Below are 24,588 nucleotides of genomic sequence, written 5' to 3' on the forward strand. Positions count from 1 at the left end.
GGCGAAGGCGCAAGCGGAAGATGAAGCGCGCGCAAAGGCAGAAGCTGAAGCGCAGGCAAAAGCCAAAGCCGAAGAAAAGCCGAAAGAGAAAAAGTCGTTATTCGCACGTTTAAAAGAAAGCCTATCTCGTACAAAAGAGAACTTAGGTAGCGGCATAGTAAGCCTGTTTAAAGGCAAAACCATTGATGATGAGCTCTATGAAGACCTTGAAACGCAGCTGTTAGTCGCTGACGTGGGTATGGACACTACGCAAAAAATCATCGATCACCTAACCGATAGTGCTTCTCGAAAAGATTTAAAAGATGCCGAAGCCTTGCTGGAGATCATGAAGCAGCAAATGTCGGGAATGTTGTCTCAAGTGAATCAGCCTCTGTCAGAAGTGATGCAGGCCCATGATTCAAGTGAAGGTCCGTTCGTTATCTTAATGGTTGGCGTAAATGGCGTAGGTAAAACCACGACTATTGGTAAGCTAGCTAAGCAGTTCCAGCAAGAAGGTAAGAAAGTGATGCTTGCTGCGGGTGATACCTTTAGAGCGGCGGCGGTTGAACAGCTTCAAGTATGGGGCGAACGCAACGATATTCCTGTAATTGCACAGCACACCGGCGCTGACAGTGCGTCTGTACTTTACGATGCACTAGAAGCAGCGAAGTCGCGCGGCACAGATATCCTTATTGCCGACACGGCAGGGCGCTTGCAAAATAAGAACAACTTGATGGAAGAGCTTAAGAAAGTGGTTCGCGTAATGAAGAAAATTAATCCGAATGCGCCTCACGAAGTTATGCTTACATTGGATGCAGGTACAGGTCAAAACGCCATTAGCCAAGCCAAATTGTTTAATGAAGCCGTGGGCTTAACAGGCATCACACTAACCAAGTTAGACGGCACAGCGAAAGGCGGTGTTATATTCTCTATTGCTGATAAGTTCAAAATTCCTATAAGGTATATAGGTGTTGGCGAAAGCATTGATGATTTACGCCAGTTTGACGGACAAGAATTTATTGATGCGTTGTTTAGCGAAATGGACACACCTGAAAGCTAAAACCAGCAAAGCGGTAGGGAAAAATAATGATAAAGTTTGAGCAGGTAAGCAAAACCTATCCGGGCGGACAACGTGCGCTAAGCAAGGTGAATTTTCATATTGCGCCGGGTGAAATGGCCTTTTTAACAGGGCATTCTGGCGCAGGGAAAAGTACCCTGCTTAAACTTATCAGTATTATGGAGCGCCCAACCGTGGGGCGGGTTCTTATTAATGGACACGACCTTAACACTATTACCCGTCGAGATATTGCCTATATACGCCGCGATATCGGCATGATCTTCCAAAGTCACCAGCTGCTGATGGACAAGTCGGTTTTTGACAACGTGGCGTTACCGCTAGTTATTGAGGGTTACACCCACAAAGAAATCCGCAAGCGCGTAGAAGCTGCGCTTGAAATGGTAGGGCTAAGAGACAAAGCACGTTGCCTGCCTATTACGTTGTCTGGTGGTGAGCAGCAGCGAGTGGGGATCGCGCGAGCAGTAGTAAATAAACCCCCGTTACTGCTGGCAGACGAACCGACCGGTAACCTCGACCCCAAGCTTTCCATGGAAATCATTCGCTTGTTTGAAGACTTCAATCAAGCGGGCGTGTCAGTACTTATTGCAACCCATGATTTAGGGCTGATTGCTCGTATGCGGTATCGCACGCTGACGCTCAAAAATGGTCAAATGATCACCGATGGCCTTACTGATGATCTTGATGGCACAAGTTCAGCCAGCAGTGAAGGAGCCTGGTCATGAGTATGTTGTTTAAAGGGCGTGCAGAAGGGGCGTCTTCTGCCAAAGTGGGCTTTATCCAATCTATTGTGATGTTCTTTGTCAGCCATGTGCGCCAAGCGCTGGCAAGTCTTGGAGAGCTGTGGCGTCAGCCGCTGGCATCTTTAATGACTATTGGGGTACTAGGCCTGAGTATTACGCTACCTAGTACGCTTTATATCATGGTGAAAAATACTGAGAAAATTACAGCAGGCTGGGATCAGGCGTCAGAAATATCTCTGTTTTTAAAGCCAGATATCAACGCGGCAAGTTCGCAACAGCTGGTGGCACGATTAAATAGCTGGTCTGAAATAGACAGCGTTGTTTATATTCCAGCGGATGATGCGCTTAAAGAATTTCAGCACTTGTCAGGATTGGGCGATGCCATCGCCTATCTAGAGAAAAACCCACTGCCTGATGTAGTGCTAGTAACGCCAAACGAAAAACACGCGTCGCCGACGGCAGCCAAAGCACTGCTAGATAAACTGCGACAGCAGCGTGAAGTTGATATAGGTAAACTTGATATCGAATGGTTAGAGCGTTTATATGCCGTTATCGATATTGCAAGAGACTTGGTTACGCTAATAGGGTTGCTACTTTTCATCGCCGTTGTATTAATTATTGGTAACACCATTCGTTTGAATATTTTGAACAAGTACGACGAAATCGTAGTGATGAAGCTGGTTGGCGCAACCGATGCGTTTATCCATCGCCCGTTTTTATATACAGGGTTCTGGTATGGCCTATTGGGCGGACTAATGGCGTGGTTTGCCGTTATTATCATACTATGGTGGATGGATAGCAGCATCACTACGTTTGCCGCTATGTATCAGAAGGATTTCAACATTACCGGATTAACCGGTTCTGCATTGCTGACAATGCTGGGACTATCTGTGCTGCTTGGTTTACTGGGCTCACTTATCTCTGTGCAGCGTCACGTGAGAGAGATAGAGCCTCAATAAGTATCGCAAGCCCAAAGCTCGCATTAAGCGTGCCAGCGGTTAAGCGATAGCACGCGGGTAGTGTGATGAAATAGCGCTGCGTACGCCGTTACCCCATATAATCGCTTGGTTATACAGCATATGCAGTTGCTTTTGGTCAATATCTAGCATCTTGGCTTGTTTTATCACGTTCATCCACAGTGCACTTTCGAATGCGCGGACAAGGGTCATATAGTTGTTCATTTCGAGGTTTTTACCTAATAATGCGTCGTTGACTTCATCAGACAGCGGCAGTTGTTTCACTATGTCAGTCATAGACTGGTCAAGCAATCCCTCAAGTAACGAGAATAGACCCACTAAAAATGATATTGGCGGGTTGTTTTTGATGCCTCTTCGCTCGGCAAGTAAGTCAAAGAACTTGGCGCGCACAAGCGACATATGAATGATTTCAAGAGGCTTCTCGTCGCCTAAGTTGGTTAAACTTAGCAACGCGATAAATTTCTTAATCTCAACTTCACCCATGTAATTGAGTGCGTGCTTAAGTGACGTGATCTTGTAGCGTTTATTGATTGTGGGGTTGTTTATGAATTTTAATAACAAGAAGCTCAGCGTAGCATCGCGTTCGATAATTTGGCTAATGCGCTCAATGTTAAAATTACTACTAGAACTTTCACCCATCAAATCTACAATATTCATTTTAGAGGCAGGAAGCTGCTTCAGTATTCGTACTTCAGGCTGAGAAAAGAAATAACCCTGGAAAAAGTCAAAGCCCAGGTCTACACAAGTAGTGAAGCTGTCTTGCGTATCAACCTGTTCGGCAACTAGCTGAACATTTGCATCGTGATAGCGAGGAATATGTTTTTCGATTGTTTCAAAGCGTGTTTTGGTGACGTCTACTTTTACGATATCGATAAGCGGGAATATATCGTGTTTTGAACCCACCATCATAGGGTCGTCAATAGCGAGCTTAAACCCAAGTTGTTTTATGTGCTGACAAGCTTCGAATAGACCGCTTATATTATCCGTTGGGTCAGCTAGTTCAACAACAATCGATTCAGGGTTAAGTGACGTTGGGAAACGAGAAATAATTGTGTCGGAAGAAAACGTAATAAACGATGTTTTCTCCCCGCTGATATCATCTAATCCTAATGGATGAAAATGTTCAGAAATATATTTCGCTTTTTCTTCACTGTGCTCTGGGTAGGCGCCAGACTTACCGTCTCGAAATAATAGTTCATAGGCAAATACACTTTTGCTTTTGTCTAAAATAGGCTGACGAGCTATGAACGCGAACATAATCTATTCCTAAGGCAACATGGTTTAACGACGTTTTTATTGGTATTTGATGGGCTTAGGTAATTGTAAGCCTAAACCCTAGTCTATGATAGGTAGGCGTTCCCTAACAAGAATTCAATGATAAATTTACCAAGATGCAGTGTGGATGCATTGGCTATTCATCTTTCAATGCCGAGCTATGAATGTGTTTTGCCCACTTAATAGCTTCGTTGTAATAGCTGTGCAATATGCTTTGCTTTATATCGTATTTATTAGCAAACTGTTGAATACCCGCCCATTTTGCTCGCTCAAAATATTGAACTAGCGTTAGACAATTACGCAAAATGCCCGGTGTGCCACAAAGCGCGTTCTTTACATCATCACTGATAGGCACTTTACTCACCAAATCGTCAATGCGCTGCTCCATCATTGCATCGAGCAGAGACAGTAGCCCAGTAAGAAAGCCTTTTAGCGGGTTATCTGAGTCTTTAAGTTGAGTAAATACCAATTCACAAAACTTTGCACGAACCAGCGCCATTTGCATGAGCTCACTAGGCTGACCATCGCTTAGGTTGGCAAGAGCGAGTAGAGAAATAAATTTCTTCACCTCTACTTCACCCATAAAGGTTAAAGCATGTTTTAGTGACGTTATCTTATGGCGCTTATTAACCATAGGGTTATTAATAAAGCGCAGTAGTAAATAGGTTAGCGAAGGGTCTCTTTCAATGATTCTGTTGACCTCATCGAAATTCAGTTTTGCTTGGCTACTTAAAGTGAGCAGTTCCATCATGGTTAAGCTGCTTGGGCCTAATTTCCTATGCCTTACAATTTCCGGTTTAGCAAGGAAGTAACCTTGGAAGTAGTCGAAGCCCATATTTTTGAATTTATTAAATTCATCATAGGTTTCAATTTTTTCAGCAACCAGCTTAATTTTATATGATTTAAATCGCTCAACTAAAGCAGGGATCTTATCGTGAGGAATTTCGGTAATATCAATTTTTACTACGCTGGTAAAAGGGATAAAAGCTTCCCATTTCCCTTTCATGTCATAGTCGTCTAGCGCTATTGGGTATCCAAGGCCGCGAATATGCTTACACGCTGCGACTAGAGCGTCATCTACATCAACCGTTTCAACAATCTCAATAACCACTTTGTCAGCATCTAGTGAAGTAGGAAAGCGGAACATCAGGGTATCACGATGAAAATTGATAAAAGCTTTTTTATCGCCAGTAATTTCCTCGATACCCAAGCTTAGGTGAGTAGATGTCAGTATTTTCGAGGTTGCTTCATCGGGAGGGATATTAGGGAAGCAGTTCTCCTCGCCAACGCGAAAAAGTAACTCGTAAGCGTAAACTTCTCGGCTTACATCAAATATGGGCTGTCTAGCGACGTAAGCAAACATGGAGTTCCTCTCTGCTTTACTTGCCTTACTCCTTTCCTTAAGAATTTCCCTTCCAGTCTTTAATTGTTCTTGTCTGGAAAATGCTATGCAGCGGTCGTAGTGCAAAATCGATTAATTCAATCTAATATTTTCAATTTCCAGAGAGAAAAGCAAGGTATAATATAATCATGTGTTCTTCGAGCCGTTAATAGCTGTTGAGGTTTCAAATTACGTTGAAATTGGGAAGGCACTAACCATCCATTATTGAATGGTAGCGAACAATCGATATTCGTTTAAATTCATATCAGTGAGATTAGCTTTCCCACTCAGGCATGTAATTAAAGTATAATACTTTCGTGGTTGAATGACTGATCGAAAGCTTGTAAAGGCTGTCAGTCTATAAAGATGTATAGCGGATTGGTAGGTGAAGCGCAAAGCACAAACATTCGATTTGGCTGGCCCAATACATCACCTAGCATACGTAAACGACGCTGAATTAGTAAAGTTGAACTTTTTTTCTTAATTTAGGTCTTGATATTGTAGAAATAGTCACTATACCTACATATCGGTTAGACTTCATATCTTAATTAGGTCTCGCGCAGCTTCGGTTACTTTGCTAATATGAAGCGGCAATAAATGAGGTGAACAATGAGCAACAATTTGCAATCTATGGCCCTGTCAGTGCCACACAGCGGTAGCATTGAAGGCTACATCCAAGCTGTAAGCAGCATTGATATGCTTAGCGCTGAGGAAGAGCGCGAGTTGGCAGTGCGCCTTCGCGAAGACGAAGACTTACAAGCCGCTCGTAAGCTAGTAATGTCACACCTTCGTTTTGTAGTGCACATTGCAAAATCTTACTCAGGTTATGGCTTACCACAAGCCGACTTAATTCAAGAAGGTAACATTGGTCTGATGAAAGCCGTTAAGCGTTTCGACCCAACCGTGGGCGTGCGTTTGGTTTCTTTCGCGGTACATTGGATCAAAGCAGAAATTCATGAGTTTGTACTCAAAAACTGGCGAATAGTGAAAGTTGCGACAACCAAAGCGCAGCGCAAACTGTTCTTTAACCTTCGTAAGGCGAAAAAGCGTCTTGGTTGGTTCACGCACGACGAAGTACAAACTGTAGCGAACGAACTGGGCGTGAGTACAAAAGAAGTGCTTCAAATGGAAGCGCGTATGAGCTCTCAAGACCAAGCGTTCGATTTAACGGCTGACGAAGATGAAACGGGTAATTTCGCGCCAGTTCAGTATTTAGAAGATAAATCTTCAGACGTTGAAACTGACGTAATTAATAATGACTGGGATACCGCTGCTAGCAAGCGCTTATACTCAGCGATTAAAACGCTAGATGAGCGTAGCCAAGATATCATCGAAACCCGTTGGTTAGCAGACAACAAGATTACTTTGCAAGACCTAGCTGATAAATATCAGGTTTCTGCAGAGCGAGTTCGTCAAATTGAAAAGAACGCGATGAAAAAGCTTCAAGCAGCTATGGTCGCTTAGTGCACCCAGCATATAGCTTACAACTAGCTCAATTTTACTAAAAGCGCCTTAATGGCGCTTTTTTTATGATTGTTTTTTGCTTTTGGTGACGGCGTGTACGAAATAGTGATGCTTGGGCTTAATTCATCGACGAAACGGTCATGTGCTTATCAGAATACAGGACCATGCACATTTGAGGTGAGGCGTTAAACCATAACGCTACTCTTCTTCGTTTTTAGAAGGGGGAAGCACGTAGAATACACCTTCAAATTCTGCAACTGGAGTGTCGCCATCCAAAATTGCTACGCTTAATTCAAAACGCGCTTTGTTGTCGTTTTCTAGCGGTTTAAATTTACCAGACAAGGTCTCAATATTGCAGATTGCCCTCGGCTTCATCGTGATGGGCTTATGATAATGAATATCGCCATCGCCCAATACAATGTCACCGTCTAATCCACGCTCTTTTAGCTGAAGGTAAATCATGCCCCAGCCTGTTAATGTGGCTAAAGAGAAAATACTGCCCGCAAACATAGTGCCGTGAATATTAATATTCTTATTCAAAGAAGCACGTGTTTCTAGTGTGCGCCCTGTGTATTGGTAAAGCTTTATTCCCATATGCTCGGTGATGGGAATGGTCTCAGACCACGTTTCCTGTAGCGATTTGCACCATTTAGGGTGTAGCACTAAGGTATTGCTATCAGTAAACTTCTTAACCATTTGCTGACGCTTGAGCATACCAAGCTCGTTGGGGGCTTCACGCTCAACTTCAAAGCCACATGCGCTAAAAAAGTCGATAGATATTTCGCGACTGTTAGTTACGGCGCGCTCGGCACCCAAGTCTTTGGCTACGTTTTCAAGTGCAGCCATAATCATTTGGCCTAAACCTTTACGCTGGTGCCCTGGATGCACGGCAATATGCCGAATTTGTGCTTCTTCCGCGGTGTTTAAATGCACACGGCCACAAGCTACAATTTCGCCATTTCTGTTAGTAATAATACGGTGCTCTGCGACTTGCTCATATTCGTCTTTTTCAGAGCCTGGAGGGAAATTCCATGGCTGGCGTAAGTGTTCCCACCGAAAATGAAAATAGGCTTCAAACTCGGCATCGCTTTTTGGTGTGACTACCTTGTACACAATAAACCAGCCTTCTTAAATGAATGAACGAGTATTTAAACGTAAGAACACATAAGGCACAAGCTTAATTATGTAAGCAAGTTTGGAATGCTGACTAAGCGTACGATTTCCCCCCCGCTAAACACTAAATTGAAAGGTAACGGGGCCGTCATTGATTAGGCCAACTTGCATGTCGGCACCGAACTCACCTGTGGCTACTTTCATGCCTTTATTTTTAAGCGCTTGCACAAACTTTTCATAAATAGCTTGGCCATGTTCTGGCGATGCGCCGCGAGAAAATCCGGGGCGATTACCTTTTTGGGTATCTGCGACTAGAGTGAACTGGGAAACCACCAATATCTCTCCATCGACTTGTTCAATATTTAAATTCATTTTTCCATCTTTATCGCTAAACATACGATACCGACAGAGTTTATTCGCCAGTTTTTCTATTTCCGCTTCGCTGTCTTTTTTCTCAACACCCAAAAGTACAAGCATGCCTTGACCAATTTCGCCAATAATATTGCCGTCAACGGTGACATTGGCTTCTGATACTCGTTGGATAAGTCCTATCACTTAGATGACTCCTGAATAAAACGTGACATGTCGCGAGTGGCACGGCAAAGTGCGTAACCTATGCTGGGTTCAGATGTACTATGCCCAGCATCGGGTATAATTTGTAACTGACTCTGAGGCCATGCTTTGTGAAGGGTTTCAGCGGCTTCAGTTTTACAAATCATATCGTAGCGACCATGGATGATAGTCCCCGGAATATGGCTTATTTTTCCAATGTTATCAAGAATATAGTTTTCATCTAAAAAGCATTGGTTAGATAGGAAATGGCACTCTAGAGTTGCAAGGCAAGTGACCAGTTGCATAGGGTAATTAGCTGTAGAGTCTCCCACGCCTGGCGGTAAACTAACACGCGATAACCGCTCTTCCCACTGGTACCAGCGCTTTAACGCTGCGTGACGTAATACATCGTTGCTCGAACGTACCATTGCGCTATAAAAACGGCAGACTGCGCTGGAAGTGATTGGTGTTGGCACATCCTTAGTGAATTTACGGTAGTACTCGGGAAATAACTGAGCTGCACAGCCATTTGGCGATAAAAACCAATCCCTGTCTTCCTGTCGGGCTAAAAATACGCCACGTAGAATGAGTCCTGTCACTCGCGGCGTGTACTTTAACGCGTAAAGCAGTGCGAGTGTTGACCCCCACGAACCGCCGAATAATAGGAATTTAGGTATTGAGAGATGTGTTCGAAGCGCTTCAATATCTTCAACATTGGACCAGGTATCGTTATTAAGTGTATCGGCAGCGGGGGTAGAACGGCCGCAGCCGCGTTGCTCATAACCTATTATTCGATATTTGTTGTTATCAAAAAAGCATTTGTAATTAGGGGGTAAGCCTGCCCCAGGGCCTCCGTGGATAAAGAGCACGGGGATACCGTTTGGATTACCACTTTGCTCGAAGTAAAGCGAATGCCCACTTCCCACTTCGATAAATCCATTTTCATAGTAGGTCACATCGGGGTAAAGTCGTTTCATTTTGTTTCTGCGCGTTGTGTGAGTGCCTGTTTTAGTTTAGTTTATTGTTATACAAACGGTTGCGTGCTGACTGCTTCAACGCTGTTTATGCTTGTAAAATAAGCGATAAATCTTAAGTATATACTATAGAACAAGTGTCATTACGTGCTAGCTAATCATATTATAGTCATAAATGCGAGGATGTTGATATGGCAGGTCAAGGATCGGGCGGTAACGTAATCGCCGCAATTTGTAACTTCTTTATTCCTGGGTTAGGTCACCTAGTCCAAGGTAGAATTTTAGGTGCATTGTTCTTTTTCGTAACCGTGGGCGTATGTTATGCCTTAGCAGCTACGGTTGTGCTTGCCATCGTCTTTTGGCCTTTAGGTGCCCTTCTGCATTTAATTTGTATTATAAGCGCAGCACGTTTTAGAGGTGGAGTAACCGCATGAAGTTAATCGCATCAGCATTTGTTGCTATGCTTGCCCTTAGTGGGTGTCAGTCTGCATATTACGCAGCATGGGAAAAGGTGGGCGTTGAAAAGCGCGATATCCTAGTAGACCGGGTTGAAAACGCAAAAGAATCGCAGGAAGACGCACAGGAGCAGTTTAATTCTGCCTTAGAGGCATTTAGTGCAGCAGTTGCGTTCGATGGCGGAGAGTTAGAAGACGTTTACAACCGCTTGAATGGTCAGTACGAAGACAGCGTTGCCGCTTCAGAAGAAGTGAGTTCACGTATTGATAAAGTGGAAAGCGTTGCCGAAGCTTTGTTTGATGAGTGGTCGGAAGAACTCGAAAAGTACGAAAACGCCACGCTCAAGCGTGATAGTGCGGCAAAGCTTCGCGAAACCAAGCGTCGTTACACTTCGTTAATGACGGCTATGCGCAAAGCGGAAAGCAAAATGCCGCCGGTGTTAAGCGCGCTTCAAGATAATGTGCTGTATTTAAAGCACAATCTAAATGCAAGCGCTATTGGCGCACTGCAGGGCGAACTTTCTACTATTGAAAACAACGTTGCCCAGCTTATGAGACAAATGAATTCGGCGATTGCTGAGTCTGATGCGTTTATTTCTTCAATGAAAAACTAGCTTTTGGGCAGAGATAGACACAAAGGGAGCCAGCGGCTCCCTTTTTTATTGTAAACTTGTAGTGCTAATTATTCTTGAGGGACTTTGCGCGGTTCGTTTTCTGCTTTTCGGTTTTCAAAAGCTTCACCTAGGCTGCAGGTAAATTCAGCACCAAACAGCACAATGATCCACGACAAGTACACCCATAAAAACAGGATGGGCACCACCGCAAGCGCGCCGTATATAAGTTCGTACGAAGGAAAGTTTGTTACATATAGCGCAAAGCCTGACTTCGTTATTTCAAAAGCGACAGTAGCTACAATCGCACCAACCAATGCGTGACGAGCAAGTACTCTTCTATTTGGCACCACCATATACAAAATGGTAAATGCAAGCATGGCAGCGCCGCTAGGTACAAGACTAAGTAAGAAAGTGCCCAGTCCAGGTGTGTATTCTTCTGTGAAAGCCGCAAGACCTGTCAAATAAGAGCTAACTACCACACTAGAACCAATGAGCATAGGACCCAAGGTGATAACCATCCAGTAGATAGCAAAGGTGTACACAATAGGCCTATCACTTTGTGTACGCCAAATTCTATTAAGGGTTTTATCTACATTTGAAATAAGCATTAGCGCAACGACCAGCAGCGACAAAATACCAATAGCGCTCATTTGCGAGGCGTTGCCCACAAAATCGGTCATGTATTTATGCACTACATCACTGGCGGTAGGAACAAAATTGCTAAATATAAAATGCTCTAGCTTGTTTCTTACCGAAGCGAAAGCAGGGAAGGCTGACATTATGGTGAAAGTCACCATGATAAATGGCACCAAAGATAACAAGGTTACATAGGCTAAGTGCCCAGCAGATATAGTAATATTGTCTTCTCTACAGCGCTTTATGAAAATGCTAAAGAGATCTCTAACCTGAGGAGTAACATTGTTATATAAGGCTTTAACCTTGTCTAAATCCACTCAATTTCTCCTGACGATACCGTGGCAACGTTGAATAGCGCGGTCTTATCTATGCACACTGGTATAAGGCATCGATAGTTCATTACATGTATATCAGATGGTAACTGCGGGCGGCCTTGGTGGCAAAGTTTAATGCAGGCTTTATACAACAAAGGCGCATTGACTGCGCCTTTTGTGTAGTGCTTCGTTAAAAAACGCAAGCAAGGTCCTGATTGTCGTATGTATTAAGCGCCTGAGCGCACGCCGAGCATGTGGCAGATGGCGTAGCTTAATTCACTACGGTTCAAAGTATAGAAATGGAAGTGTTTTACCCCTTCTTTAGCTAATACCTTTACTTGATCCATGGCAATGTTAGCACCTATCAGGTTACGGGTGGCTTGGTCGTCGGCATCAAGGCCGTCGAACATTTTGTGCAACCAGCCCGGCACATGCACGTTTGTGAACCCTGCAAATTTCACTAATGTTTGATAGTTAGTTACCGGCAAAATACCCGGAACTATATCTAAGTCGACACCCGCTGCGGCTGCACGGTCTCTAAATCGAAGGTAAACACTGGTATCGAAGAAGAATTGGGTAATCGCTTCTGTAGCGCCTGCTTCTGCCTTTCGCTTTAGGTTTAGCAAATCAAACTGTGCATTTGGCGCTTCAGGGTGCTTCTCCGGATAGGCGGCAACAGAAATATCAAAATCGGCAACGTCTTTTAGTAAGGCAACAAGATCAGAGGCGTACATCTCTGTTTTCTCTACCCCTGGCGGTAAATCGCCACGAAGCGCAACAATACGGCGAATGCCTGAATCCCAGTAGTCTTTTGCGATTTGTTTAAGCTCATCGCGGCTAGCATCAACACAGGTCAAGTGAGGAACCGCCGCTACACCGGTTTGCTGTTGAATACGCTTAACTACGTCGTGGGTTCTGTCACGTTCACCGCTATTCGCGCCGTAGGTTACCGACATGTAGCTTGGCTTTAGTGGCGCTAGGCGTTCAACCGACTTCCACAGGGTCTGTTCCATGGCTTCCGTTTTAGGCGGAAAAAATTCAAAAGATACATCAATATCACGCAGTTCCGATAGGGACTGGTTTAATGCATCGATACCTTGTGCGTAAGAAACCATGGCTTTTTCTCTCAAAAATGTATGCTTATAGACGTTTAGACGTCTAAATTAAAGAATATATGTCTAGACGTCAAGAGGTTTACACTGCTCAATTGACCTTTTCGTGAACTTGTTTAGAATTTCTCTTCATAATATAAAAAGAGTAGACCGAGTTAGTACAATGGCAGAATGGAACGGTAAATATATTCACCCCTACGCAGAGCACGGGAAAAAGAGCGAGCAGGTAAAGAAAGTCACTGTCTCTATACCTATTAATGTGCTTAAAGCACTTACTGATGAGCGTACCCGCCGCCAAATTAATAATTTGCGTCACGCCACTAATTCGGAATTGCTGTGCGAAGCGTTTTTACACGCATTTACCGGGCAACCTTTGCCTAACGATGATGACCTGCGCAAAGACAATCCTAATCGCGTGCCGGCTGAAGCTAGGCGTATTATGGAAGACATGGGCATTGACCCTAGCTTCGAAAACGATGTGTCGGAAGACGACTGATATTTAGTATTAAAGAGAAACGGCGCTTTGTTGTAAGTTATTGCTAGTTGATAACCTACAACACAGCGCCGTTTTTTATATACTTGTATTCTCTACGCGCATTTTTTAGCAAATAAAGGTTGAGCACTAGCCTCTCCATGTTTTTGCCTTATGCGCCAGAACCTTACTCTTCTGGGCTTTCAGGTACGCGTGCAACGCCAGACTCAATAGCCGCCTTAGATACCGCAGTGGCGATACGCTCGCATAAACGCGGGTCCATAGGTTTAGGAATAATGTACTCTTTGCCAAATGTCAGACTAGTACTCTTACTGGCAGCTAGTACTTCTTCTGGTACAGGTTCCTTCGTGATAGCACGAAGGGCTTCTACTGCCGCTACTTTCATTTCATCGTTTATGGCCGTTGCACGAACATCTAGTGCTCCACGGAAAATAAACGGGAAACACAGTACGTTATTAACTTGGTTAGGGTAGTCCGAACGTCCGGTAGCCATAATAAGATCTTTACGTACTTCGTGAGCAAGTTCAGGCTTTATCTCAGGGTCTGGGTTAGAACATGCAAATACAATTGGGTTTTCAGCCATCAAGGCCAGTGTTTCAGGAGGTAGAACATCCGGTCCAGACACACCAACAAAAATATCCGCACCTTCCATTACGTCTTCAAGCGTACGCTTGTCAGTATTGTTAGCAAATAGCTTTTTGTGCTCAGTTAAGTCTTCGCGACGAGTATGGATAACGCCTTTTCTGTCTAGCATATAAATACGCTCGCGCTGGGCACCACACTTAATAAGCAGTTCCATGCAAGCGACTGCTGCTGCACCGGCACCCATACACACAATTTTAGCGCTCTCTATGCTTTTACCCTGAATTTCCAGCGCATTAAGCATGCCCGCTGCAGTTACAATAGCGGTACCGTGCTGATCATCATGAAATACAGGAATTTTACAGCGCTTAATTAGCTCTTGTTCAATCTCAAAGCATTCAGGCGCTTTAATGTCTTCTAGGTTAATGCCGCCAAACGTGTCGGCGATATTCGCTACCGTATTAATGAACTCTTCGGTCGTACGATGCTTCACTTCAATGTCAATGGCATCCAGGCCAGCAAAGCGTTTAAACAGAAGGGCTTTTCCTTCCATAACAGGTTTCGATGCCAGTGGACCTAGGTTACCCAATCCTAAAATCGCGGTTCCGTTACTGATAACGGCAACTAGATTTCCTTTACCCGTGTACTTATAGGCGTTATCTGCATCTTCGGCTATTTCTCTGACCGGTTCGGCAACGCCTGGGCTATAGGCAAGAGCAAGGTCATCCACGCTATCGGCTGGCTTAGATAAATCTACGCGGATTTTTCCAGGTGTGGGTTTGGCGTGATAATCGAGTGCGCGTTGTCTAAAATCTGACATGTAAAAAGGTATCCTTAGATGTAGGGTTCATCGGTGTTTTCGTTCACGCTCTGTAGCTATTTTATTGTCGTTATAGTTATAGGTAGATAAACGTAAGCGCGTTACAACCAAGTAATGACAAAAGTGATTATAAATAGTTGTTAGCACTAGAGCTTGTTGATCTTTGTTGTACAGCAATCATCAATAGGCCCTAAGGTGGCATGTGGAAAAAGCAGATTAGGCGTTCACCTTTACTGATTTTGTTCACATACCTTAATGGATACAAGCCTCAGGTTTATGTACCCAAAAGCGCCACAAGTCTTGAAAGTCATGCATTATTCACAGAATTAATGCTCACTATCAAAGTGCCGATCGCAACTCTAACACAGCCAATCACTGTGTACATATCTGATCAGAATTCTCATATACCAATGTAGGTTAGGCATACTAATTAGACCAGTAAAATGGGGCTATAATTGCCATTCATGCTATTTATTTTGACTTGTTATAACATTCCGTAGGTCTATTGTGTGGAGGATGAAAACAAAGCTATCGAAAGGCTCTACGTTCTCATAAATGAATAGGACAGAAACCCAAATCAGGAAAAAAGAACGCAGGGAGATACCTCGTTAATTCTCCACCCAATATTTCTGATAAAATCCTGTGAAAGCCCACTCAAAATTCGCGCTGAAGGCGAGGATATGACAGAAAGAAAACTAATAACCGTGCTAACCGATGTGTGCGAAAGCGTAAAATCTACCAATAATGGATTTGTTTGGCTAACTCACGTAGGGCATTGGAGAGCGCCGCAAGTGATTGCTGTATTTAACACAGAATCGGAAAAGCAGCGGGCGTTAACTAATGGTTGGGATATAGACTTCATAAGCCAAGTGAATATTGCTTTGGCGTCAATTAAGTCAGCACCTGTTGGAATTTATTTTGATAGCGAAGAACAATGTAAAAAAGTGAGTGGCGGCAATTGGGATAGGCATTTATCTACGGTTAAAAACCTTCACTGACTTCAGGTTACGCTAAATGCTGCAAGGCTAGCTAAAAAGTTATACAGAAAGGTGAGTTACAGAGCTAGATACATTGGCTAGGTACTGGCTTCATGAAGAATATCGGCCGTAAAGTGCTGTTTGGCACACCTTGTTTGTGTGAAGCGTGAATTTTAGGCAATAAAAAAGCGCCATAAAGGCGCTTTTTTCGAACTCGATATCAGGCTTACTTTTTGCCCAATGCACCGAAACGCTTCTTGAAGCGATCAACACGACCACCGGTGTCAACGTTACGTTGCTTACCAGTGTAGAATGGGTGACATGAAGAACATACGTCTAGGTTGATGTCTTTACCAAGCGTAGAACGAATGTTCATTACGTTACCACATGAGCAAGTTGCTGTGATTTCTTCGTATTTTGGGTGGATATCTTGTTTCATTGGGTTACCTCACATAATAAGGCCGTATCGCTATACAACCCGAAGTCGCACACCATACGTTACTTAGTTCAAATGATAAGTCGTTCAAAGAACAGCCTATCGCAAAAGAGCGGCGCATAATAAAGGATGGCAAAGCCTTGATCAAGCTGTTTTTGGCCAAATGCTAAACAAGAGCGCTAGACAAGGTAGCCGTGTAAAAAGAGCCAAACAAAAAACATTCTTTTTATGCTTAACAGAAAAGTATGTTTAAATATTTGTCTTTCAAGTCTAGGCGATATGCGCTAGACGCAAAATCATGCGCTAATAGCAAAATGTGAAGCTAACTGTTAGCAGCGCAAACTACTGTAACGTATAGTTCTGCAAGTAGTTTCAGTATAATTAGTTTCAACATAAGAAGCTTAGTAAGCGCATTAAGCGCTATAACAGTCGTCAAATAAGGTAAAACGTTCGCAATGGCCTTTATCCAAGTTGCCGTGCCAGTGCCACTGCGCCAACTTTTCACATATACCTACGATAACGCACTAAGTGCGGGTGTAAGAGTGGTTGTGCCTTTCGGTCCACGCAAACTTGTGGGCGTAGTCGTTGAAACCCTACACAAACCTGAAAGCGACATTGAAAACTCCAACAAGCTAAAAGCCATTGAGTCGGTACTGGACGATAGCCCCATAATAGATGAGGTGCTGCTGAAAATGGCCCAATGGCTGTGGCAGTACTATCATCATGCGCCGGGTGAAGTGCTACACGCCATGCTGCCTGTTTTGTTGCGCAAAGGCGAGTCAGCCGCGCCAACACCTCAAGACATGCTAATGCTTACCGAAGAAGGTAGGCAAAGGGATGCAGACACGTTATCGCGGGCGCCTAAACAACAAGCCTGTTTTACTGCAATGGCCGGTGGTGCCTTATTAGCGTCCCAAGCGCGCAAGCAATATGGCGCACCTGCGGTCAAGGCGCTTGTCGAAAAGTCATTAGCAAGCATTGAAGAAGTCGCGCCTGAATTTAAGTCAGGCAGTTGGCTTGCCTCGTTATCGGTGTCTGAAAAGCCGGTTCCAGATACTGAGCAGTCGGTTGCCATTGCCGCGCTAAACCGTCAGCAGGGCAACTTCGCTGTAAGCTTACTTGAAGGGGTTACCGGTAGCGGTAAGACGGAAGTGTATCTTCAAGCCATTGAACCCTTACTGCGTGAAGGGAAGCAAGTGCTTATCCTTGTGCCAGAAATCGGGCTTACGCCGCAAACGGTATCTCGCTTTGAGAAGCGCTTTGGTATTGCAGTGGGCGTTTTACACTCTCAGCTTTCTGATAAAGAACGGCTACAGGTGTGGCAGCGAGCAAGAGCTGGTGAACTCGGGATAATCATCGGTACCCGTTCAGCTATTTTCACTCCGCTGCACAACCCCGGCATGCTGATTGTGGATGAAGAGCACGACGAGTCTTTTAAACAACAAGATGGGCTTCGCTATCACGCCCGTGACCTGGCAGCTATGCGGGCTAAGCAGCACAATATTCCTCTTTTATTAGGCAGCGCCACGCCCGCGCTAGAGACACTTAACAATGCGTTAAGCGGTCGCTATGCCCATTTGCAGCTTACCAAGCGAGCCGGAGGGGCGAAAAGCACGCATCAGCATGTGTTAGACGCACGCGATCAACCCATTCACTACGGTATTTCGCAAGGCTTGCTAACGATAATGCGCCAGCATATCAGCGCGGGAAATCAGGTATTGGTGTTTGTGAATCGCAGAGGCTATGCACCAGCGCTGCTGTGCCACCACTGCGGTGAAACCGTCATGTGTAAGCGCTGTGACCGTCCGTATACAGTGCATAAAGCGCAGAACCGACTACAGTGTCATCACTGCGGCGGCATGCGCTCAATGCCATCAAACTGCGAAGCGTGCCATCACAATGAATTAGTTACGGCGGGTACCGGAACCGAGCAAGTTGAGCAAGGGCTTACAAGCTTATTTCCCGGTGTTAAACAGGTACGAATAGACAGCGATACCGTGCGGGGCAAAGATAAACTGCACCAAACACTGGATGCAATAAACCGCCAAGAGTACCAGCTGCTAGTAGGTACCCAGATACTATCAAAAGGGCACCATTTCCCTCATGTAACCCTAGTTGCAGTTCTAGATTGTGATGGTGCACTTTTTAGTGCGGATTTTAGAGCGCCAGAAAAGCTTGCCCAGCTTGTGACACAGCTTGCTGGAAGAGCAGGGCGCGCCAGTAAACCTGGTGAAATGTGGCTTCAAACTCACAACCCCCATCACCCTCTGCTACAGGATTTAGTGCACAATGGCTATGGGCATTTTGCCCGGCACGCATTAATGGAGCGCAAAGCGGCGGGGTTGCCCCCTTTTATTAGTCAATTTGTTATTCGTGCTGAAGCGACTGACAGCAGTTTGGCCTATCGCTTTTTACAAGACAGCAAGCAAGTCTTTCTCCAGCAGCATGCCATTGAGTTAAATGGCCCGTTTCCTTGTCTGATCGAAAAGCGGCAAGGCCGGTTCCGGTCTATGCTGGTATGCAGCCATGAAAAGCGTGCGCCGCTTCACAATGCGCTACGTTTGGCGCTGCCATTTTTACAGGCGTTGCCGCAGGCAATGAAGGTAAGGTGGTCAATAGATATTGATCCTACCGATTTCAGTTAGCTTGTTGGGTAGCAATACGTTAAAATTTTGGCAGGATCGAAGATGCAGAAAAGCTGCTTCTTGATAAAGATTTGGTATATGACGTTTTCTTACGCATACAAACAACGATAACAAGTAGGAATATTGCCGCCTATGGCCCAACGCGATTATGTCTCTCGTGGACGATCTCCTCAAAAAAAGAAGCCTGCTCGTAAAGGTAGAAAACCAGCGGGAAACGCACAAATTAATGCGTCGGTTGTTGAGAAACTTCCAATCGTGCGCCTTATCGGTGTATTCGCATTGGTGATTGGCTTTGGTGTGTTTTTGTGGTCGATAAAAGACAATGTAGAAGATGACGTAGATACCCAAGCTTCACGACCTGTTGCACCTACAGAAGAATCTTTACCTGAACTGCCTGAGGAAGAGTGGGAGTACATCAAAACCCTGCCAGGATACGAAGTGGAAGTTGAGGTCAAAGAGCAAGAAAAGTCTGACAAACGCTATTTAATGCAGTGCGCCTCGTTTAGAACCCGCGCGCAGGCTGAAGAGATGAAAGCCAAAATTGCATTCCAAGGTTTAGAGGCGCTTATAAGGCACAGCACTGGCAGCAACGGCGACTGGTTTCGCGTTATTTTAGGCCCTTACGAGTCTAAGCGTGATGCAGAAAAAGCAAAGCACAGTCTGCGTAAAGTGAACATTGCCACATGCCAAATTTGGTACTGGAACTTGTAGCAGTTAATTGTAAGTAACACTTAATACGTTGCGTAGGGCGCTGAAATAACGCGTAGAGAAAGGATGCGTTTACAAGGAAGTATCAATGAGTATTGCCATCACCGAACAACCAAATTATGCCGCTTATAGCATAGAAGAGCTCGAGGACGTTCTGGAAAACATTGATAAGCAGGCCTTTCCGGAGCGCTACCAGGCAGCAAAGAATGAGCTCGCTTCGAAACGAGCAACGCTGCCACCTGAGAATGATGCGGACGGCGCCCATCATGATGAGCATGTTGGTCGACCTAAATGGTCTGAGCTACACTTGGTCACACGCATATCGAACATTACCTTTTTAGTACTTATCGGCGCAATGTTCGTAAGTGCTTTTACCGATTTTATCGTGATCAATGGATGGCTAGACAATTCGAATTGGGCCATCGTACTTCTCACTTTTGCCTATAGCGCCTTTTATTACCTCGCCATTTTTATCGATAAGCGGCATGCGCAGTTTGTGACTAAAGATTTACGTGGAAAAATGACGTTATTTGGTATGCCGCTATTAGCCTTTTTCTTAAGCTTTAGTTTTGTTGATACGGCATTGCCTTACACGCTTCATTTAGCCTCCGATAAACAAAAGATAGAAAGAAAATTTGCTTATGAAAAAGGAAGCGGCTCTAAGCAATGTCGACATCCACTTTTGCTAAAAGAGAACGGCCCCCTGTCTGATGGGCGCTTATGCTTAAGGAAAAGCGAGCACAAACGCCTACCGAATAAAGGATGGGTGTATGTTAAGGGCTACGAAAGTGGTTTTGGTTTTGACATTGAAGGGTATAGATTTCGCTAAATTCCTATCTTGAATGCTTGGGTATTAATCACTTCAAGTGCAATTAGCCCAAGCAAAAAAGGTTAACTACTACCGTTACCCAATAAACCTTCATAAATGTAGGCTTGCTACTTTATCTGTGCTCTATTATCTAGGCATTATTTCACTTGGCCATAGAGTATATTGGCGAGAGTATGCACTCAATAAATGGTGTATTCAATACACTAGCGAACACGCCAAGCCCACAGAGTAGGCAGCTCTGAGCGCACATTCTTTTGTCTTACCCTTGAAATTAAAAAGCCTTCCCCCACTTATTTGATATTGAATTTGAACGCTGCTGCCTTTGCTAGAGGAAAAACGCAGCAGCGCCCAGCTAAACGGGGAATTAACGTGACAACGATTGTATCTGTACGACGTGGGAATCAAGTGGTAATGGCCGGTGACGGACAGGTATCACTGGGCAATACCGTAATGAAAGGTAATGCGCGCAAAGTGCGCCGTTTATACCACGACAAGATTTTAGCGGGCTTTGCTGGTGGCACGGCCGACGCATTTACGCTGTTTGAACGCTTTGAAGCAAAGCTAGAAGCGCACCAAGGCCATCTGACCAAAGCGGCTGTAGAGCTTGCCAAAGACTGGCGAACTGACAGGGCGCTTCGCAAACTAGAAGCGCTGCTTGCTGTCGCAGACGAAACCGCATCGTTTATTATCACCGGTAACGGTGATGTGGTGCAGCCAGAACAAGATCTTATCGCGATTGGCTCTGGTGGTAACTACGCGCAAGCCGCAGCTACTGCACTACTTGAAAATACAGAGCTAAGCGCAAAAGAAATTGCCGAAAAAGCGTTGACCATAGCGGGTGATATTTGCGTATTCACTAACCATAGCCAAACGGTTGATGTACTAGATTACTAAGTAATAGCTGAGTGCTGTTATCGGTTTGCTGTCGCTCGTATGAATTTGAGTACAGCAAGCGCTGTTAGAAAAGGGTTTATTCATGTCTGAAATGACACCAAGAGAAATTGTTCACGAGTTAGACCGTCATATTATCGGTCAACAAGATGCCAAGCGCGCTGTATCTATTGCACTTCGAAATCGCTGGCGTCGTATGCAGCTTGAACCTGAGCTGCGCCAAGAAGTTACGCCAAAAAATATTTTGATGATTGGCCCAACGGGTGTGGGTAAAACCGAAATCGCTCGCCGTTTAGCTAAACTTGCTAATGCGCCGTTCATTAAAGTTGAAGCGACTAAGTTCACTGAAGTGGGCTATGTGGGTAAAGAAGTTGAAACCATCATTCGTGATCTTGCCGATATCGCGGTAAAGATGACGAAAGAAAACGAAATGAAGAAAGTGAAATTCCGCGCAGAAGAAGCAGCGGAAGAGCGAATTCTAGATGTTTTGCTTCCTCCTCCAGAAGATGCGTGGGGTAATAAGGAAAATGTTGAAGATCGCGGCACGCGACAAGCATTTCGCAAAAAGCTTCGTCAGGGAGACTTAGACGACAAAGAAATTGAAATTGATGTTGCACTTCCGCAGGTTGGCGTAGAAATTATGGCGCCTCCAGGTATGGAAGAAATGACCAACCAGCTTCAAGGCATGTTCCAAAACTTGTCTGGTTCGCAAAAGAAAAAGAAAAAGCTGAAAATTAAAGATGCCTTCAAAATGCTTATTGAAGAAGAGGCGGCGCGCCTTGTGAATCAAGAAGATTTGAAGGAAAAGGCGATTGAATCGGTTGAGCAGCACGGTATCGTGTTCATCGATGAAATTGACAAAATCTGTAAGCGTGAGGGCAACTCGTCGGCCGATGTGTCTCGCGAAGGTGTTCAGCGTGACTTGCTTCCACTTGTGGAAGGTTCAACGGTATCGACAAAACACGGCATGGTTAAAACCGACCATATCTTGTTTATCGCTTCGGGCGCATTCCAAATGAGCAAGCCGTCGGACCTTATTCCAGAGCTTCAGGGTCGTCTTCCAATTCGCGTTGAGCTGTCTGCCCTTAAAGTCGGTGACTTCAAACGCATTCTTACCGAGCCGAATGCGTCTTTAACGCACCAGTACATCGCACTAATGAAGACAGAAGGCGTGGATATCAAGTTCGACGATTCTGGTATTCAGCGCATTGCCGAAGCGGCATGGCAGGTGAATGAGCGCACTGAAAACATTGGTGCCCGCCGTTTGCACACCGTGCTAGAGCGCCTTATGGAAGATATCTCGTTTGACGCCTCTGAAAAGAGCGGTGAGTCATTCGTGATTGATGCAGACTACGTAAACAGCCACCTAGAAACCTTGGTAGATAACGAAGATCTGTCGCGCTTTATCTTGTAATTTAGCGCTAAGTAGAAGTTTCCTCGTTAGTTAATTTGTTCAACTAACCCTTCTACATGAAGAAGAACTAAAAAGCCGACGTTAAGTCGGCTTTTTTACCTTTCTACTTTTTCCCAATGGTCTTCGACTTCTTCAAGACGAATTATTTTTGCAGCTTCTTCCGCTTGAGTATTTGCTAGTAAATCAAGAAAGTAACTTACGGGATTATTCTTCTGTTGGCTTTCCATGTATAAGGCTCTTAAGGCTGCATCTGTTGTCCGTGGAATTTTTGTTTGACCTTTCTCATAACGCGCAATGGTCTGTTCATCAACACCAAAACGATTCGCCAGCATTTTTTGAGAAACATTTAGTTCTACACGTAAGAATTTAAACTCATCATGAGCAAGAGGCTTGTTGGTGTTAACAATTGTCTGTGCTATCGCACTATGAAGACCGTTCATGTCGTCAATGCTTGTATACTCTTCACCGTCTACAACTTCAACGGTAACACCGTTTTTCAGGTATACATTTGATAACCCGCTTTCAGTGTAATGGTACATTTTACCCTCTCAACTTATCCATACAGTAATTAGAAATGACATTGGACTATCATGATGATTTTTAAGTGCAACAGTGAGTTCGATAACTTTGCCCGCAGCTAAACCTTTCAAATTAAATTTCCAGTCTCCAGAAATATCAAGATATGGCCCCTCTCTAAATACTGAGTGCTTACTTTTTAATAAAGTGATCACCTGACCTGTAGTGATTCCTCGCTCATGCATGCGCTGTTTAACATGTTTAGTCCACCAAATCCGGTGAGTATAGTTTTCTGCGAGGTCATTCATTATTTTTCTGGCAGTTTCCTCTGTAAGAGGGAATTCATTAATTCCTTGGGGAGTGTGATTAGCCATGAATGCCTTCTGAAATTCACCCTATCATATTGATAGGGTGTTGGGGTGTTGTCAATGATTGCGTAAAGGCTTCTAAACAATCGCAAATTCGTTGTGGAAACCCAATTAGCCTCTAAACGTCCTGCTTGTTACTACGAAGTCTTCACCATCAGCGCCACCAGCTTTTCTGTGATACCCAGGCCGGTATCCTTCTCTACTTTTAGGAAATAAGGGCTGGGATTTGCCTCTAGAAAAAAGTACTTTCCTTTCGCACTCTTACGCCAGTCGATTGCGCACCAATGCATGCCTAATGCATGGCAAATTCTGACAGCTAACTGCTGAATGTCGCTAGGGACTGCGGTCACTGATACGCTCGCATTGTCGTCGTTCCTGTAATCTAATTCACTTGAGTCAATTTGTACGCTTAGCACGTCATTGCCCAGCACATAGCTTCGTACATTTACTCCAGCAATATACTTTTGAAAGGTAACAGGGCGCTCACCTAACAGCGTATTGAGTAGTGGGCGCATGTTAGGTCGTTTATTCACAAACTGTGCGGTTCGACCGCCGCGTACGGGCTTGTAAATAACTTCGCGCATGTTGTTGCAAAACTGAGAAGCGACTTCCGATGCATTACCAACAAAGGTGTAGGGGATATGTGCCCCCAACTTGCAAGCAACGCGGGATTGATAAGGCTTACATTGATGGCTTCTCACGGCGTCGATAGAGTTCACCCATTTGATGTCACTAAAGCTAAACCAACAAAGCAAAGTACTTGCCCGTTCTTGCTCGGTCCAAGTGGCATTTGCTATCAGATTAGATGGCTTATCCTTAGGCTTCTCTACCTTACTTTGGTTATTTACTGTGTGGTCGGGATGAGCTTTCTCACTTGACGCTGTTAACGAAGCTCCCGGTAAATATTCATGCCAGTAGGCCGCCTTGGTGTTCGAAAAAGTCACTCTAGGCTGGTTGCACAATGAAGGCGAATTGAAATGAATTAACCCGTCATCAAAATCAGGGTCATAGCTAATACTCCAGGCTGAACCGAACTGTTGCGTATTAGCAATATAAAAAGGGGTAGCTGTTTGACTGAGCGCCGTCGCTACGTATTGAATTTGTGGGTCTTGCTCACTTCCTAAAAGTGCAACGTGCATTCGCATTCCTTGCTAGCGGGTTATGTGTAATTATCTGTGCTCACTGGGATAAGAGTATCTGGATGTTAAAAGCGCAACACATGGATATGACAGAATTAGTGTCCAT

Annotated in this window: 25 protein-coding genes; 13 read left to right on the forward strand and 12 right to left on the reverse strand. The window is 44.5% G+C overall.

The window, feature by feature from the left end; translation table 11 throughout:
* The 3 genes from ftsY to ftsX all read left to right on the forward strand — a co-directional run.
* Nucleotides 1-1,039 (forward strand): signal recognition particle-docking protein FtsY (gene ftsY, locus ACX5KA_RS12655; RefSeq protein ID WP_458731320.1); only part of this gene is annotated, 1,039 nt, incomplete at its 5' end.
* A 26-nt stretch (nt 1,040-1,065) separates the two neighbouring features.
* Complete coding sequence (gene ftsE / locus ACX5KA_RS12660; RefSeq protein ID WP_039217976.1) at nt 1,066-1,779, forward strand: cell division ATP-binding protein FtsE; 714 nt, start codon at nt 1,066-1,068, stop codon at nt 1,777-1,779.
* Nucleotides 1,776-2,756: a permease-like cell division protein FtsX gene (gene ftsX / locus ACX5KA_RS12665; protein ID WP_039217973.1), complete on the forward strand. Its 981-nt coding sequence runs from the start codon at nt 1,776-1,778 to the stop codon at nt 2,754-2,756. Before ftsE ends, ftsX begins: the two co-directional genes overlap by 4 nt.
* A 39-nt stretch (nt 2,757-2,795) precedes the next feature.
* Here the strand turns inward: ftsX and ACX5KA_RS12670 are convergent, their stop codons facing one another.
* On the reverse strand, nt 2,796-4,031 hold the full coding sequence (locus ACX5KA_RS12670) for an EAL and HDOD domain-containing protein (protein WP_039217971.1): 1,236 nt from the start codon (nt 4,029-4,031) through the stop codon (nt 2,796-2,798).
* 154 nt (nt 4,032-4,185) lie between these two features.
* Entirely contained in the window at nt 4,186-5,412 is a 1,227-nt protein-coding gene (locus tag ACX5KA_RS12675; RefSeq protein WP_039217970.1) for an EAL and HDOD domain-containing protein, read from the reverse strand.
* A 627-nt stretch (nt 5,413-6,039) separates the two neighbouring features.
* Here ACX5KA_RS12675 and rpoH point away from each other — a divergent pair.
* Entirely contained in the window at nt 6,040-6,894 is an 855-nt protein-coding gene (rpoH, locus tag ACX5KA_RS12680; protein WP_014950987.1) for an RNA polymerase sigma factor RpoH, read from the forward strand.
* A gap of 198 nt (nt 6,895-7,092) precedes the next feature.
* On the opposite strand, the gene ACX5KA_RS12685 is transcribed toward rpoH, so the two are convergent.
* The 3 genes from ACX5KA_RS12685 to pip all read right to left on the reverse strand — a co-directional run bounded on the left by ACX5KA_RS12685 (nt 7,093) and on the right by pip (nt 9,536).
* Nucleotides 7,093-8,007, reverse strand: a complete 915-nt coding sequence (locus tag ACX5KA_RS12685; protein ID WP_039217964.1) for a bifunctional GNAT family N-acetyltransferase/hotdog fold thioesterase — start codon at nt 8,005-8,007, stop codon at nt 7,093-7,095.
* A gap of 117 nt (nt 8,008-8,124) precedes the next feature.
* Nucleotides 8,125-8,562 (reverse strand): D-aminoacyl-tRNA deacylase, encoded by a 438-nt coding sequence (gene dtd / locus ACX5KA_RS12690; protein ID WP_039217962.1) that lies wholly within the window; start codon nt 8,560-8,562, stop codon nt 8,125-8,127.
* On the reverse strand, nt 8,559-9,536 hold the full coding sequence (pip, locus tag ACX5KA_RS12695; protein WP_039217959.1) for a prolyl aminopeptidase: 978 nt from the start codon (nt 9,534-9,536) through the stop codon (nt 8,559-8,561). The genes dtd and pip overlap by 4 nt, the downstream gene beginning before the upstream one ends.
* A gap of 188 nt (nt 9,537-9,724) precedes the next feature.
* On the opposite strand from pip, the gene ACX5KA_RS12700 reads away from it, so the two are divergent.
* Nucleotides 9,725-9,967, forward strand: coding sequence for a hypothetical protein (locus tag ACX5KA_RS12700; protein WP_039217956.1), 243 nt, complete (start codon nt 9,725-9,727; stop codon nt 9,965-9,967).
* Nucleotides 9,964-10,602 carry a DUF2959 domain-containing protein gene (locus ACX5KA_RS12705; RefSeq protein ID WP_039217953.1) on the forward strand — a complete coding sequence of 213 codons (639 nt, stop codon included), beginning with the start codon at nt 9,964-9,966 and terminating at the stop codon, nt 10,600-10,602. The genes ACX5KA_RS12700 and ACX5KA_RS12705 overlap by 4 nt, the downstream gene beginning before the upstream one ends.
* A 68-nt stretch (nt 10,603-10,670) precedes the next feature.
* On the opposite strand, the gene ACX5KA_RS12710 is transcribed toward ACX5KA_RS12705, so the two are convergent.
* The gene (locus tag ACX5KA_RS12710) at nt 10,671-11,555 is read right to left on the reverse strand and encodes a virulence factor BrkB family protein (RefSeq protein WP_458731321.1); all 885 of its coding nucleotides are present in this window, start codon (nt 11,553-11,555) and stop codon (nt 10,671-10,673) included.
* 224 nt (nt 11,556-11,779) lie between these two features.
* Nucleotides 11,780-12,667 (reverse strand): methylenetetrahydrofolate reductase, encoded by an 888-nt coding sequence (gene metF, locus ACX5KA_RS12715; RefSeq protein WP_014950980.1) that lies wholly within the window; start codon nt 12,665-12,667, stop codon nt 11,780-11,782.
* 160 nt (nt 12,668-12,827) lie between these two features.
* Between metF and metJ the strand changes: the two genes are divergently transcribed.
* A complete protein-coding gene (metJ, locus tag ACX5KA_RS12720; RefSeq protein WP_269350023.1) occupies nt 12,828-13,160 on the forward strand; it encodes a met regulon transcriptional regulator MetJ in 333 nt (110 codons plus the stop codon).
* Nucleotides 13,161-13,323: 163 nt separating this feature from the next.
* On the opposite strand, the gene ACX5KA_RS12725 is transcribed toward metJ, so the two are convergent.
* The gene (locus tag ACX5KA_RS12725) at nt 13,324-14,559 is read right to left on the reverse strand and encodes a malic enzyme-like NAD(P)-binding protein (RefSeq protein ID WP_458731322.1); all 1,236 of its coding nucleotides are present in this window, start codon (nt 14,557-14,559) and stop codon (nt 13,324-13,326) included.
* A 680-nt stretch (nt 14,560-15,239) separates the two neighbouring features.
* Here ACX5KA_RS12725 and ACX5KA_RS12730 point away from each other — a divergent pair.
* A complete protein-coding gene (locus tag ACX5KA_RS12730) occupies nt 15,240-15,557 on the forward strand; it encodes a hypothetical protein (RefSeq protein ID WP_269350022.1) in 318 nt (105 codons plus the stop codon).
* 205 nt (nt 15,558-15,762) lie between these two features.
* Here the strand turns inward: ACX5KA_RS12730 and rpmE are convergent, their stop codons facing one another.
* A complete protein-coding gene (rpmE, locus tag ACX5KA_RS12735) occupies nt 15,763-15,975 on the reverse strand; it encodes a 50S ribosomal protein L31 (protein WP_014950975.1) in 213 nt (70 codons plus the stop codon).
* Nucleotides 15,976-16,427: 452 nt separating this feature from the next.
* Between rpmE and priA the strand changes: the two genes are divergently transcribed.
* The 5 genes from priA (at nt 16,428) to hslU (ending at nt 22,459) form a co-directional block, all read left to right on the forward strand.
* Nucleotides 16,428-18,617 carry a primosomal protein N' gene (gene priA, locus ACX5KA_RS12740; RefSeq protein WP_458731323.1) on the forward strand — a complete coding sequence of 730 codons (2,190 nt, stop codon included), beginning with the start codon at nt 16,428-16,430 and terminating at the stop codon, nt 18,615-18,617.
* A gap of 132 nt (nt 18,618-18,749) precedes the next feature.
* Nucleotides 18,750-19,328, forward strand: a complete 579-nt coding sequence (locus tag ACX5KA_RS12745) for an SPOR domain-containing protein (protein WP_458731324.1) — start codon at nt 18,750-18,752, stop codon at nt 19,326-19,328.
* 85 nt (nt 19,329-19,413) lie between these two features.
* A complete protein-coding gene (locus ACX5KA_RS12750; RefSeq protein WP_458731325.1) occupies nt 19,414-20,154 on the forward strand; it encodes a hypothetical protein in 741 nt (246 codons plus the stop codon).
* A gap of 369 nt (nt 20,155-20,523) precedes the next feature.
* Nucleotides 20,524-21,048, forward strand: a complete 525-nt coding sequence (gene hslV, locus ACX5KA_RS12755; RefSeq protein ID WP_014950969.1) for an ATP-dependent protease subunit HslV — start codon at nt 20,524-20,526, stop codon at nt 21,046-21,048.
* 82 nt (nt 21,049-21,130) lie between these two features.
* Nucleotides 21,131-22,459 carry an HslU--HslV peptidase ATPase subunit gene (hslU, locus tag ACX5KA_RS12760; RefSeq protein ID WP_039217936.1) on the forward strand — a complete coding sequence of 443 codons (1,329 nt, stop codon included), beginning with the start codon at nt 21,131-21,133 and terminating at the stop codon, nt 22,457-22,459.
* A gap of 95 nt (nt 22,460-22,554) precedes the next feature.
* Here the strand turns inward: hslU and ACX5KA_RS12765 are convergent, their stop codons facing one another.
* From ACX5KA_RS12765 to ACX5KA_RS12775, 3 genes are all read right to left on the reverse strand, one after another.
* The gene (locus ACX5KA_RS12765; RefSeq protein ID WP_458731326.1) at nt 22,555-22,998 is read right to left on the reverse strand and encodes a helix-turn-helix domain-containing protein; all 444 of its coding nucleotides are present in this window, start codon (nt 22,996-22,998) and stop codon (nt 22,555-22,557) included.
* Nucleotides 22,999-23,007: 9 nt separating this feature from the next.
* The gene (locus tag ACX5KA_RS12770) at nt 23,008-23,349 is read right to left on the reverse strand and encodes a DUF4258 domain-containing protein (RefSeq protein WP_458731327.1); all 342 of its coding nucleotides are present in this window, start codon (nt 23,347-23,349) and stop codon (nt 23,008-23,010) included.
* Nucleotides 23,350-23,480: 131 nt separating this feature from the next.
* Nucleotides 23,481-24,482, reverse strand: coding sequence for an ATP-grasp domain-containing protein (locus ACX5KA_RS12775; protein ID WP_458731328.1), 1,002 nt, complete (start codon nt 24,480-24,482; stop codon nt 23,481-23,483).
* Nucleotides 24,483-24,588: the final 106 nt, after the last annotated feature.

Source organism: Alteromonas alvinellae, from assembly GCF_902705805.1.